Source organism: Paenarthrobacter sp. PAE-2, from assembly GCF_026013155.1.
GTDB classification, from domain to species: Bacteria; Actinomycetota; Actinomycetes; order Actinomycetales; family Micrococcaceae; genus Arthrobacter; species Arthrobacter ureafaciens.
Genome location: NZ_JAPDNV010000061.1, coordinates 1 through 13,003, shown reverse-complemented (window position 1 = coordinate 13,003; position 13,003 = coordinate 1). Strand labels below are relative to the sequence as shown.

11 protein-coding genes and 1 pseudogene are annotated in these 13,003 nt (G+C 62.1%); 3 read left to right on the top strand and 9 right to left on the bottom strand.

The features are described from left to right. Positions 1-58 precede the first annotated feature (58 nt). From OCL88_RS20145 to OCL88_RS20125, 5 genes are all read right to left on the bottom strand, one after another. Complete coding sequence (locus OCL88_RS20145) at positions 59-1,012, bottom strand: aldo/keto reductase (RefSeq protein ID WP_264963709.1); 954 nt, start codon at positions 1,010-1,012, stop codon at positions 59-61. Between the two features lie 22 nt (positions 1,013-1,034). Then, positions 1,035-2,789: a glycoside hydrolase family 13 protein gene (locus OCL88_RS20140; RefSeq protein ID WP_193593109.1), complete on the bottom strand. Its 1,755-nt coding sequence runs from the start codon at positions 2,787-2,789 to the stop codon at positions 1,035-1,037. Positions 2,790-2,871: 82 nt separating this feature from the next. Then, complete coding sequence (locus OCL88_RS20135) at positions 2,872-3,714, bottom strand: carbohydrate ABC transporter permease (protein WP_264963708.1); 843 nt, start codon at positions 3,712-3,714, stop codon at positions 2,872-2,874. Then, positions 3,714-4,667: a carbohydrate ABC transporter permease gene (locus tag OCL88_RS20130; protein ID WP_193593108.1), complete on the bottom strand. Its 954-nt coding sequence runs from the start codon at positions 4,665-4,667 to the stop codon at positions 3,714-3,716. The genes OCL88_RS20135 and OCL88_RS20130 overlap by 1 nt, the downstream gene beginning before the upstream one ends. A 22-nt stretch (positions 4,668-4,689) precedes the next feature. Further along, complete coding sequence (locus tag OCL88_RS20125) at positions 4,690-5,961, bottom strand: ABC transporter substrate-binding protein (protein ID WP_264963707.1); 1,272 nt, start codon at positions 5,959-5,961, stop codon at positions 4,690-4,692. A 232-nt stretch (positions 5,962-6,193) separates the two neighbouring features. Here OCL88_RS20125 and OCL88_RS20120 point away from each other — a divergent pair, with 232 nt between their 5' ends. After that, positions 6,194-7,411 (top strand): ROK family protein, encoded by a 1,218-nt coding sequence (locus tag OCL88_RS20120; RefSeq protein ID WP_264963706.1) that lies wholly within the window; start codon positions 6,194-6,196, stop codon positions 7,409-7,411. A gap of 19 nt (positions 7,412-7,430) precedes the next feature. Here OCL88_RS20120 and OCL88_RS20115 read toward each other — a convergent pair. The 4 genes and pseudogenes from OCL88_RS20115 to OCL88_RS20100 all read right to left on the bottom strand — a co-directional run. Beyond that, a pseudogene (locus OCL88_RS20115) lies at positions 7,431-8,606 on the bottom strand (cation:proton antiporter); the annotation flags it as partial. Positions 8,607-8,636: 30 nt separating this feature from the next. Then, positions 8,637-9,293: an NAD(P)-binding oxidoreductase gene (locus tag OCL88_RS20110; protein WP_264963705.1), complete on the bottom strand. Its 657-nt coding sequence runs from the start codon at positions 9,291-9,293 to the stop codon at positions 8,637-8,639. A 223-nt stretch (positions 9,294-9,516) separates the two neighbouring features. Then, complete coding sequence (locus OCL88_RS20105; protein WP_264963704.1) at positions 9,517-10,653, bottom strand: tyrosine-type recombinase/integrase; 1,137 nt, start codon at positions 10,651-10,653, stop codon at positions 9,517-9,519. 11 nt (positions 10,654-10,664) lie between these two features. Beyond that, the gene (locus tag OCL88_RS20100) at positions 10,665-11,348 is read right to left on the bottom strand and encodes a hypothetical protein (protein ID WP_264963703.1); all 684 of its coding nucleotides are present in this window, start codon (positions 11,346-11,348) and stop codon (positions 10,665-10,667) included. Positions 11,349-11,492: 144 nt separating this feature from the next. Between OCL88_RS20100 and OCL88_RS20095 the strand changes: the two genes are divergently transcribed. Both OCL88_RS20095 and OCL88_RS20090 read left to right on the top strand, forming a co-directional pair. Then, a complete protein-coding gene (locus tag OCL88_RS20095; RefSeq protein WP_264963702.1) occupies positions 11,493-11,723 on the top strand; it encodes a hypothetical protein in 231 nt (76 codons plus the stop codon). Beyond that, positions 11,723-12,040: a hypothetical protein gene (locus tag OCL88_RS20090; protein ID WP_264963701.1), complete on the top strand. Its 318-nt coding sequence runs from the start codon at positions 11,723-11,725 to the stop codon at positions 12,038-12,040. Before OCL88_RS20095 ends, OCL88_RS20090 begins: the two co-directional genes overlap by 1 nt. Positions 12,041-13,003: the final 963 nt, after the last annotated feature.

Below are 13,003 nucleotides of genomic sequence, written 5' to 3'. Positions count from 1 at the left end.
TCGCAGTTACGCACGTTTTGAACCCTCAAAACGTGCGTAACTGCGACCCAGTTGGGTATTAGGGGAGGTTCGAGCCGCGGGCCGTGATCCACAGGCCGTACCACTCGGCGCGGGTCATGCTGCCGGCTACAGCAACGGCATCCGCGCAGGCACCGATCCGCGAAAGGTTGGTGGTCCCCACCACAGGCGAAATCCTTGCCGGATGCTTCATGAGCCACGCAAGCAGCACTGATTCCGGAGTGGTGCGCTTCTCCGCCGCCAGGCGGACCAGCATCTCCGACGTCGCAGCCTCTGCCGGTGAGTCGGCACCCGCTCCCGTATACCGGCCCTGCGCCAACGAACCATAGGCCTGGAGTTCGATGCCCCTGTCCATGCACAGCTCAAGCGTCCCGTGCGGAAAACTGTTCTCCCGCCCTTCGGGATGGTTCACCAGCACCGTGCTTTCCAGCCAGTCCCGGCGCAGCAGGCTCATCTCCAGCTGGTTCGCCACGACGGGCGTCTGCAGCCGGTCCTGCAGGTACGCGATCTGGGCGCCGGACATGTTGGATACACCCACGTGCCGCACCTTGCCTTCGGCCATTAACTGCCCGACGGCGTCCGCCACCTCGCGCGCGTCCATGAGGGGATCCGGACGGTGCAGGAGCAGCACGTCCACGTAGTCCGTTTGGAGCCGTTGCAGGCTCCCGTTGACCCGTTCCATGATGGCCTCGCGGCTGAGGTCGTAGTGGCCGTCCCGGCCTCCTTCAGCCAGCCTGATACCGCACTTGGTCTGCAACCGGATCTTCTCCCGCAGACCGGGGGAACGGACGAGGACTTCCCCAAAAACAGCTTCGGACTTACCCCGGCGGTAGATATCAGCGTGGTCGAACAAGCCGATGCCTATTCCCCGCGCCGATTCAATCACGGCGGCGGCTTGGTCGATTTCCGCAGCACCGTAGTGGTTGTTATCCCAGGACCCGCCGAGTCCCATGCAGCCATAGATGAGGCGTCCCCGCCCGTTCACGTTATCCATGTAGTTGTGTCAGCGCCGCAGACTAGGCGTCGCGGACTACCCACGCGGTGGTGTCGGCCGGCAGCTTGCCGTCCTCCAACGGGCCGCTGCTGACGACGACGGTCCCGGCCGGAAGCTCGAAAGCTTCAGTGCCGAAGTTGGTCACCGTCTCCCAACCGCCGGGGCGGCTGAAGTGCAGCACCTCCGGGTTACCGGTCTCCACCCACTCAAGCTCTTCATCGGTCTGCAGCTGGCGGCGGAGGCCCAAGGCCTTGCGGTAAAGCTCGAGCGTGGAGCCTTCGACGCCTTCCTGGATGGATACCGCGTAGTCCTTGAACCACTCCGGCTGGGGCAGGTGCGCCTTGCCCGCGCCGAAGCCGAAGGACGGGCCTTCAGGGGTCCACGGCAACGGCACACGGCAACCATCCCGGCCGATTTCAACGCCCTTGTTGCGGAAGAATGACGGGTCCTGACGTTCGGAGTCCGGAATTTCCGCCACTTCACGCAAGCCCAGTTCCTCGCCCTGGTACAGGTAGGCAGAGCCCGGCAGCGCCAGCAGCAGGAGCGATGCGGCACGGGCACGGCGCAGGCCGAGTTCAACGTCCAGTTCTTCCTGCGGCGCACCGGCCAGGAGCCAGCCCTTGCCGTCCTGGCCCTTGGGCTTACTGCCGGTCACGTCCTGGGCCGCGTTGGTTCCCTGCGCCACGGAACCGCCCTTGGGGAGGCCATAGCGGGTGGCGTGGCGGACGACGTCGTGGTTGGAGAACACCCAGGTGGAGGATGCGCCGGACTCCTTGGCGTGGACCAGGTTGTCCGTGATGATCTGCTTGAAAGATGCGGCGTCAAAGTCCGACTGCAGCAGGTCAAAGTTGAAGGCCTGGCCCAGGCCCTCGGGGCTGGCATAGCGGGCACGGCGTGACTCGTGGACCCATGCCTCGGCAACGGCGGTGCGGGGCGGGTTGTATTCGTTGAAGAGTTTGCGCCACTCGGCGTAGACCTCGTGGACTTCGTCGCGGTCCCAGAAGGGGTGGGAGCCGTCAATGAAGCCGTCCGTGCCGTGGGCCCGTGCGAGGAGGTCATCCTTCATGGGCATGGGCTCGGACAGGTCCTTGGCCATGCCGTGGGCAACGTCGATGCGGAAGCCGTCCACGCCGCGGTCGGACCAGAAGCGCAGGGTCTTCAGGAAGTCCTCGCGGATTTCCGGGTTCTCCCAGTTAAAGTCCGGCTGTTCCTTGGCGAAGATGTGCATGTACCACTGGCCGGGAGTGCCGTCGGGTTCGGTGATGCGCTCCCAGATGGGGCCGCCAAACACGGAGTCCCAGTCCGACGGCGGCAGTTCGCCGTTCTCGCCCTTGCCGTCGCGGAAGATGTAGCGGTCGCGGGCAGCAGACCCCTTTGGCGAAGCAAGTGCTTCCTTGAACCATTCGTGGCGGTCCGAGGAATGGTTGGGGACGATGTCCACCACAATCTTGATGCCGGCTTCATGCAGCGCAGCCGCCATCTCATCAAAGTCCGCCAGCGTGCCCAGCTTGGGGTCGACGTCGCGGTAGTCATCGACGTCGTAGCCGCCGTCGGCGAGTGCCGACGGGTAGAACGGGCTCAGCCACACGGCATCAACGCCGAGTTCCTTCAAGTACGGAACCTTGGCCGTGATGCCCTTGAGGTCACCCAGCCCGTCACCGTTCGCGTCGTAGAAACTCCGCGGGTAGATCTGATAGACCGCCGCCTGGCGCCACCATTTCGGATCGGCCATGCGTTCGGAGAGGGACAAATTTGCCTTGGTGGCGGAGGTGCTCACGAAACTCCTTTGATTTAGATTCTAAATTTAGTTCCTTGACCAGTATCTGACGGCTGGCTCAGGAGGTCAACAGCCCGGCAGGTCAGCCCTTCACGGCACCCTGGGTGACGCCTGCCATGACCCAACGCTGGGTGAACAAGTACGCGACGATTGCCGGCGCCATGGCCATCAGGTATGACGCGAAGGAGACATGGTAGTTGTTGCTGAACTGCGTCTGGAACAGGTTCTGCCTTACCGGCAGAGTCTGCAGGGCGGGGTCGGAAATGATCAGCGACGGCATCATGAAGTCGTTCCAGGCGTACAGGAAGGCGAAGATTCCCACCGTGGCGCTCATCGGGGCAAGCAGCGGGAAGATCAGCTTCCAGAACGTCTGCCACGTGGTGGCGCCGTCAATCCTGGCGCTTTCTTCCAGTTCCATGGGAATGGAACGCAGGAACGCCGTAAAGAGCAGCACGCTGAAGCTCAGCTGGAACATGGTTGCCAGCAGGATGACACCGAACGGATTGTCCAGGCCCAGGCGGCCGGTCAACTGGATCTGCGGCAATGCCACCACGGGGAAGGGAATGAACATTGCTGCCAGCAGGTAGTAGAACGAGTACCGGAACAACCGGCGATCCCAGTTACGGACAATCGCGTAGGAAGCGAAGGCAGCCAGGACAATGGTGGCCACAACCGTCCCGGCGGTGACAAGGAGGGACATTGCCGCCCCGACAGGGAAGTTGGTCAGGTTCCATGCCTGGACGAATCCCTCCATGCTGAAGGGCGCGGGAAGTGAGAAAGCATTGCCGTCCACTGCCTGCCCTTGCGTCTTAAGGGCCATGGAAATGGTGACGTAGAGCGGAAGCAGGACCGTGACCGAGCAGAGGACAAGAACGGTGGTCGCCGACCAATTAATGCGTTCAGGCCTGGTAGCTTGCTTGTTCATCAGAGGGCACTCCGTCCGCGGGTCAGCGAAAGCTGTACAAGAGAAATAACGACAGCCACCAGGAAGAAGATCGTGGCGTTGGCCATCTGGTAGGCGTAGTCGCCGCCGTTGAAGCCGGTGATGACTGTCATGGCGATGCTCCGGGTTGACGTGCCCGGCCCGCCGTTGGTCAGGCCCACGATGATGTCGTAGGCATTGAGGAAGCCCTTGAATCCAAGGATCACGTTGATCACCACGTATCCGGCGACGAGGGGCAGGGTGATCCTCCAGAGCTGTTGCACTTTGCCGGCGCCATCCAGTTCCGCAGCCTCGTAGACGTCCCCCGGCACTGCCACGAGTCCGGCGATGTAAATAAGCAGTGATCCCGGGACGGCCTGCCACGCCGTGACCACTACCACCGCAATCCAGGCGAGGTCCGGATTAGCCAGGAGGCTGTTCTCAAGCCACGGAATTCCGGCTGCAGTACCCAGCGACGGAAGGGAGTTGGAGAAAAGGAAATTGAACACGTACGCGATGATGATGCCCGACACCACCATCGGGATGACAAAGATAGTCCGCAGTGCCGACTTCATGCGGATTCGCGAAGTAAGCCCGACGGCCAACAGGAACGCAATGACATTCACGGCGATCACCGTGACGATTGAGAACCCGAAGGTGAACAGGTAGCTCTGCAGGATGGCGGGGTCGCTGAAGATCGCGATGTAGTTGGTCAGGCCCACGAACTCCCAGTCCCCGATCCCGATCGAATTCGTGAAACTAAAAAAGATTCCAACAATTCCGGGAACGGTAATGGCGAGCGTGAAGAGAACAAGGCTCGGCAGGAGGAACAGATAGAAAATCGGCTCCACCCGGCGGCCGCGGCGCGGGGCTGGACGGTTCCCCGTTGACCGGTTCCGGTCCGGGCGGCCCTGCTCCGGCGTTTTTGATGGCACGGTTGTGCTGGTGACGGACATAGTGTGGCTCCCTGTGTCTGCGCTACTGGCGGAAGGCCAGGCGTGCCCAATCGGCGTCGAGTGTGCTGAGGGTGGATGCAGGGTCTGCGCCAAACACGAGCGCCTGCGTGTAGTTCATGATCGGAATCGTCTTGGGCACCAGCACCGACGGACCCTGGTAGACCTGGGCGTTCTGGTAATAGGGCACCATGCCCTCGATGCGGGGGTCAGGGGTGCCGGAGGCATCCTCCGTTGGCGTGAAACCCAACTGGGATGCGTTGTAGGCCTCGATCACCTCCGGCCGGTACAAGTACTCAAGGAATTCACGCGCAGCTTCCTTATGCTTGGATGCCTCGGGGATCCACGCCGCAAGGTCCACGTTGACGCGGACGCGCAGGTCCTTGGGGTCTTCCGTCACGGGCAGCGGGAACGTACCCAGCTGCAGGTCCGGAGCGGTCTTGGCCACCTCGCTGAACGCCCAGGGGCCCTGGAGGTACATTGCGGCTTTGCCCTGCGAGAAGGCCAGGTTGCCATCGCCGTATGCCCGGCTGGCAGCATCCTTATTGACGTACTTGCCGGCCAAGGTGAGCATCTTCTCCACCGGGCGTTCGAAGTCCTTCCGGAACGAAGCTTCCGAACCGGGCCCTACCTCAGTACCGGCCTCGGCCAGCTTGTCAAAGAAATCGAGGGTGTCCACCTGGCCGCCCACCGAATAGTCGAACCAGCCCTGGGCAATCGTCCAGTCGTCCTTCCATGTGGCATAGAACGGAGTCACCCCGGCGGCTTTGAGCTTGTCGCAGACGGCGATCAGCTCCGTCCAGGTCTTGGGGACCTCGAGGTTGTGGGCGGCGAAGATTTCCTTGTTGTAGATCACGGACGAAGCCATGACCGAATACGGCAAGGCACTGGTCCTGCCCGGGTACACCCCGTACTGGTCCATCAACGGCTGGAGGTCTCCCCGGATGCGGGAGGCCGCGCCGGTACCGGACAAATCACTGAGGGCTCCGCGCTGGACGAAACGCGCGGATTCCATGTTGTAGTTTGCCAAGGCGATATCCGGCGGGTTTCCGCGGACGAAGCTGGCGGAGACGACGTCGACGCCGGAAGTATCCAGCACCACCTCGGTGTCGTCCTGCGAAGCGTTGTAATCTTCCACGAGTTTGGTCATGAAACCTATGGCTTCACGCTTGCTGAACGTGAACCGGACGGTTTCCTTTGCCTGGGAACCGGCGCAGCCCGAGAGCAGCCCGGCCAGCAAAGCCAGCCCCAAGCCCATGGCCGCGAAGCGTTTTGAGCGTGTCACTTTCACAGACACGTAGTCCTTTCGTCGAACGGACCCCACTGCCGAAGCCCGTCAGGGCAATGGCGCGCAGCACTGCCCGGGAAATTTAGATAGGAGATAAATTTATGACCCTGCGTAAGTATTCTGTGAGCATCGCCACATCGTCAAGCCCGGGACCGTAACAGGGCGAAGTCTAAATTTATGTACTAAATTTAGAGCGGCCGATCCTTTTGCCTCAGGGACGGCCGGGATAGCGGGGAGCAACATGCTTGGTGAAACGGCACCATCAACACAACTGGTACGCAGGGTCAACGCCGGTGCCATGCTCAAAGCCATGCGCGGTGCCGGCATCGTCACCGGCACCGAACTCATGGCCAGGACAGGCCTCTCCCGGGCAACCGTCATCTCGATATGCGACGAACTGGTTCGCCTTGGCTGGCTCCAGGAGTTGGAGAACCAGCGCGGGGCCGGCGAATACATCAAAGGCCGCCCCGCCCGTCGCTTTGTCTTCGACGACGGCGCCGCGAGCGTGCTGGGAATCGACATCGGCGCCAACAAGATCACCACGATCGTTGCCGACATGGCCGGAACCCCGCTGTCCCAGGTGACCATGCCGTTCCGCACCTACAACGTCTCCGCTGCAGAGCGGGCGGACGTCCTGGACAAGATCGCCGCCGACGCGCTGGAAAAGGCCGGTGTCCCGGCAGAATCGGTCCTGGCAGTCTCCGTCGGTGTAGCAGCCCCCGTGAACAGGGAAGGCGAAGTGCTCACCGTCCAGGAGTTCTGGCAGTCCTTCGATGTCCGCAGGATCGTCTCGGAACGGCACGGCTGGCACGTTCTGCTGGAAAACGATGCCAACCTCGCAGCCCTCGCCGAGAGGTGGCAGGGAACAGCGCAGGGCGTCGACCACCTTGTAGTCATGCTCGCCGGAGATCGCCTGGGTTCCGGCATCCTGGAATCGGGCCGCCTCCTGCACGGCCAATCGGGCGGCTTTGGCGAATTGGGATTCCTCAACAACGTCGATGGCGTCGGCAGCACCTACGGCATAGCGCATTCAGCGGTATCGGCAGGCCGGCAAGCGATCGAGCGCCAACAGGACACCATCATGCTGGAGCTCTGCGCCGGAGAACCTGAAGACTTGACGGCCGAGATGGTCTTCGAGGCCGCAGCACAAGGCGACCAGGCCGCCGTCGACGCCCTGGACAGCGTTGCGCTCCGCATGGCCAAGGTCATCGGAGCCATCAGCACGCTGGCCAACCCTGAATTGGTGGTGCTGGCCGGAGGAGTAGCAGCCTCCGCAGAAGTACTGCTGCCTACCATCACGAAGGAACTTCCGGAGTTCACCTTCACTCCCCCGCGGCTCGCCACCTCCACGCTCGGGGAAGGCATCGTGTCACTGGGGGCCATCCGCCACGCCTTGGACTACGTCGAAGAGCACGCCCTGGATCTTTCCCCGGCATCATTGCCGAAGAGAGCGTCCTGACTACTTCCGCAACTGGCGCCTACTCCGGCATGGACATGGTGCGGAGGTCCAGCTGCCGCAACACGCGGTCTGCAATCTCGGGATCGGTGCCGGGCTCGTTGCGGGCGTCCACCACTTCCTGCCTTGCGGCATCCAGCGCAATGGCCTGCACCGCAATTGCAAGTTCACGGCCCCGCTCGCGCTTCTCCGCCGTCGACTCGTTCTTCAGCGTGCCGTCCAGCAGTTCCGCGTGCAGCCGGCGCATCTTGTCCCTCACGAGTGCCACCGTCTCCGGCGGAAGCTCCTTCATGAGGTCGTGATCCTTCAGGGCCGCCACCGCCGCCGACTGGGCACGTTTGGCCAACAGGCGTGCAGCGTCTTTCTCATGCGAGCCGTCCTCCGTGGCATTAAGCACCCGCATCAGCCACGGGAGGGTGAGTCCGGGCAAGACCAGGGTGGCCAACAGGACCGCGCAGACAATCACCAGGATCTCGTGGCGGGCCGGGAAGTCGCTGCCGTCGGGCAGTGTCAGCGGAAGTGCCAGGGCAAGGGCAAGGGTGGCCAGCAGCTCCACCACGTCCCAGAAAGCACGGCGGGTAATGCGTTCGGCAGCGTCCTGCGGCCTGGAGTGGCGCTGCAGTTCCAGGGCAGTCACGACGACGGCCACCACATCGGAGGCGTGCAGCTCCTCGGCGAGGATGTAGGCAGCGAACGGGACCACCAGCGTGACCGCGCTGCGGGCGACCATCGACGTGACGAGCTTGGTGATGAACTTGGTCAGCCAGCCCATGGCGATGCCGATCACCACTGCCAGGGCCGCGCCCACCACGAACTGGATGATGACGTTGGGCCCCACCTCGCTGCCGGCCAAGGTGGCGGCAACCGCTGCCTGGAAAATGACGATGGCTGCGGCGTCGTTGAAGAGGCCCTCGCTCTGGAGCACAGTGATCAGGCGTCGCGGCATGTGCACGCGCCCTGCCACCGATTCCACGGCTACCGGGTCAGGCGGTGCGACCATGGCGCCGAGGGCGATCGCGGCCGGAATCCCGATGCCGGGGATCATGAGCCAGGCCGCCCCCGCCACCACGGCGGTGGAGACCACCACCAACGCCACGGCCATCAGCAGCAGGGTCCGCCACCGGACGCGGATTACAGCCCAAGAACTCTTCTGGGCCGTGGCGAACAGCAACGGCGGGAGGAAGATGGGAAGGATCAGGCCCTTAACAACATATCCCGGGGAACGGCTTCACTCCGCCGTGAGGGCGTCCACTACGTCCACGGTCCCGTCCCTGAACGGGATGGTCCTGCCAATGGTTTCCGGCAACTCCAGTACAGCAGCAGCTACCAGCGCAACGTTCGCCCGGGAGGTTTGCGTGCCGTCGCCCGGATTCGCCGGGTTCACCTCGATCAGCCCCGTTGGAGCATCTTCGGTCAGCGCTCCGGGCCCCAGCACCGTCCAGTCCAGCCCGGTGTTCCTGAGGTACTCGTCAGCTGCGGCCTTGGCCTCCGCGTAGGCGAAGAACGAATTGTCCTCGGGAACGCCATGGTCCTTGTCCGCACCGAAGTAGGACACCATCACGTAGCGCTTGACGCCGGCTTCAACGGCAGCATCCATGGAGCGGATGGCAGCGTCCCGATCCACGGCGTACGTGCGCGAAGGGTTTCCCCCACCGGCCCCGGCGGACCAGACAACGGCGTCATGGCCCCCGAGCGCCTTGGCGAGTTCCGCCGTCGTCGAGTTTTCAACGTCCAACACCTCCGCGGAAGCTCCCGTGGCAGTGACATCAGCCACATGCTCGGGATTCCGGATGAAGGACGTGACATCGTGACCTTCCCCACTAAGAATTCGGGACAGGTGCAGGGCCACTTTTCCGTGGCCGCCAATGATCGCAATTCGGCTCATGGACCCATTCTGTCCCACAACGGGGCAGGGGCGTGCGGGAGGGAAACAAAAGGCCCCGCAGACGAATCTGCGGGGCCTTGCTTTTGGTAGCGGTGGGGAGGCTCGATCTCCCGACCTCACGATTATGAGTCGTGCGCTTCTACCCCTTGATTGCTAAGAATTCCCCGACCAAACCATCCACAAATCATCCACGGCTAGAATCGGCACGCTGGAGGCCTACGCCTCATCCTGCAGAAAGAAGTTCGTCCACGGCCCGGGCAGAGGAATGGAGATCATCCTCATAGTGGTGCGCGTAGACGTCCATAGTTGTGACGGCCGACTTATGACCCGCGATTTGTTGGACGACCTTCACGTTTGCCCCGGCACTAATGGCCAAGCTCACGGCGGTCCTTCGCAGGTCATGAAAGACGATTTTTGGGAAATCGGGATCCTCCGACTGGCAGCGCTCAATGGCGGGATGCAGTATCCGGCGGGCAAAATTGGACGAACGAAGCTCCGCGCCCTTTGGCGACGTGAAGACCAAGCTGCCCTTCGCGGCGTCCGCCAGATGGATGGCTAGTAAGTCCGCTACGGACTTTGGAATCGGTACGGTGCGAGGCCTCCGGCCTTTTGTCGTTTCCCTGAACTGCTGCCGGCCGTCAACCGACACCAGAGTCGACTGAACCTTCACGTGCGGCTTCGGACCGAACATTAGTGAGGTCGTACGCAGCCCTGCGACTTCCGACCATCGGAGGCCGGTGGTTCCGGCGAAGAGAATAAGCAAGCCGTAGGCGTCGTGAGATTGCCCCTCATATCGCCCCCCGGCGCTGCACTCATCGGCCAACGTGTGCAGCTGCTTGGCGGTCAGGGGCGCCGCTTCGCGCACCGGGTCCGGCTTGGCGATATTGTTTACGGTGGGGTTTCTCGCCACATTCGAGGCTAAGTACCCCCTATCCACGGCATGCTGCAGCATCCGGCCGAGCTGCCGGTATGTACGACGCCGCGCATCGTCACTCTGGAAAGTTTCCAGCCAAGCATTGACCACCTGGAGCGTAATCTGCGCCAAAGGCCGGTGCTCAAAGCTCGGCTGAATATGCGTTCTGTAGATTCGCCGGTACCCGGCCACGGTCACCGGCGATGCCGGGCGCGACCCGTCGGCACCGGCGGTTTCGATGCGCTTGATCCACTCTTCATAAAGGTCGTGGAATCGCATCTTCCCGCCGGCACGAGTATCCACAAGCGTCCCGCCAGCCCTCGCCGCCTCTACACCTTGAAAGTGTTCCTTGGCCGCGCGCAGGGTCGGGAAGCGCTTGAAGATTCGCTTTCCGTCGATCCGGTAGTCGACTTGATACTTTCCATTCTCGAGCTTCTTAACACCCATGGCGCTTCCCCCTACTTCCCTTTGCCTGCCGACTGAACGGACGATGTTACTTTCGGCTGCCCGCCACTCCTCGCGGCTAACCGAGCGCGTAACTCATGCTCAAGTTTCTTGAAGGACGGGGAGATATGGGCCTGCCGTCCACGTCCCACGAGAATTCCCTTCGCCCGCGCCCTTTGAAGTCTGGCGGACCATGTTGCTGGCTTGACCCCGGTCCACTCCGACAAACGACGAATGGGTTCCGCCGACGGCCCGGTCACCAGATCCACGTAGGCGCAAGAGACGTGCATGTAGTCATCATCGGACTCGATGCGGTCGGGCATCGGCATGAACACATCCCGGACGAGGCGCGAGGAGAGCTCCTCGTAGGGTCGTCGAAGAAGATGCCGGGCGTGCGCCATCGGAATGGAACGAAGCAATGGCGTGGTCACACCATTGAACATTTCCCGCTCGCCTTCACCCATTTCCGGATCATCGCCATTCATGAAGTCAGCGAGCGGGCCATCGGGCCGGATGGTTACGCGGTCCGGGGCGGAGAAATAGTTAGATGGGCTAACGGTCCACCCGATCACGAGCTCGAGTCCGTGCATGCGGTACTCAATTTCAACCACGTCCAAGCCAAGACTAGGGTCGCCTTGCCGTGGGCCAGCGTGGTGGACAACGCCTTCCGGGAGGCTGGGTTCGTCAATAGAGGTCATGATCAGGACATTAGCATAAGCGTGCTGGCATATCGATTATGCCTGACAGAGTTGACCTGACAGGCCGATTCGACTAGCTTAGCCACGGCGACATAATCAGACTGTCAGCCGAATTCGATTAACAATAACAAGGAGACGAAACTGATGAGCGTAGTTCCGACCCACAGGACGGCCCCACTGTCGATGGCCGAGGCCCAACAATTGACAGGAAGCGTCTACATCAGCCGAAGGGAAGCAGCGGCTTACATGTGTGTCAGCGAGAAGTACCTGGCCACGCATCTGCACGATGGACCGAAACGGCTGCGAGTGGGAAGCAAGGTTGTTTACCGCCTGGCCGACATCGAAAACTACATGCGACAGATGGAAGTCCTCTGATGAACCCCTACCGAGTGAAGTGGATCAGTCGCGTCCACAGCGACCATTCGTTGAGTACTGGCGTGAAGTCGGTGGCGGATGTACTAGCCTCCGCCGGCGTCTTCGGTCAGGTCGCTTTGACCAACTGGCAGAACATCAACCGCAACTTGAAGCGGCCCCCACGAGACACCCTCGTTCACCGCCAGATAGAGGAGCTGCAACAAGCCGGCTACCTCGGCCGCTATCAAGGTAACAAGTACAACCAATCGCGGGGTTGGCGTCTCTATCTTCCCGAGGAGGAATCCAATCTCTTTGAATTCAGCGACCGGTGCGCGTGACCGCGCTCGAAGTTCTCCCCCGGGCCGCCCCAGTTCCCCTTCCTACAAGGGCGTCCCCACCAGCGGTGGACAAGTGGAAAGCATCCGGCAGCCCGGACTGGTACTGGTTCATATGGAGGGCGCAGGAGTCCGCCCTCCTTTGGCCGAGGCCAGGCGAGTACTCGAAAGATGAATACTTGCGCACGTTGGGCCGATCTATCCTCAGCGCATCTGAACTTTCGACGATGATGGCGATGGCAGACGTCTCCACCAGCCGTGGGATTACAACGGTGGACAGGGCAACCATTAGCCGCGCGGTGGGTGTCAGCGAGTGGACTGTGACTCAGCATTGGAAACGGGCGAGAGAGCTGCGCCTGCTTTCCAGCCAAAGACGATTCGACTCTTCTTCAGTCCACTATCTCCTCATAAGCGGCAGCAATCCGTGCCCTCTCGACGCGAACATCAAGGAAAAGAACGCGCACGCCTGGAGCGATGGCGAACTGGCTTGGTGGGCGTCTGTTGGGACGGTCGACGAGCTTCCGCCGCCATGGGGCGAGGGGCACCCGCCATTTTGAGGACCCAACTATAAGACAAGGGAACGTTAGTGTTCCTTGGCTAGAGAGTTGTATAGGGGAACAAACCACGGCGGGGCTTCAGGGCCCGCCGCTCCGGGCCGGGCCGACTCAAGTCGGCACTCCTAACCGTCACGGCACGCTCGACGTTCACATAACGAGCCATGGCTGGGGAGACGCGTCAACGGCGGGGGCCCGCATGGGCTCCCGCCGCATGAATATTTCGCCGGGGCATTGCTGCCAACATGTGCCGTGCGCCCCGAGCTCCGTGGCGAGCAGCCCGACGAGCCTGCATTAACAATGCGGCACTCCAGTTGTGGACTTCCGGCCGTTGGAAATGAATAAAAACCATCCCGTTGTAAGCGGCCATGAAAAACTGCCCATAGGCGGCCACGTAATTGCCCACTGATGG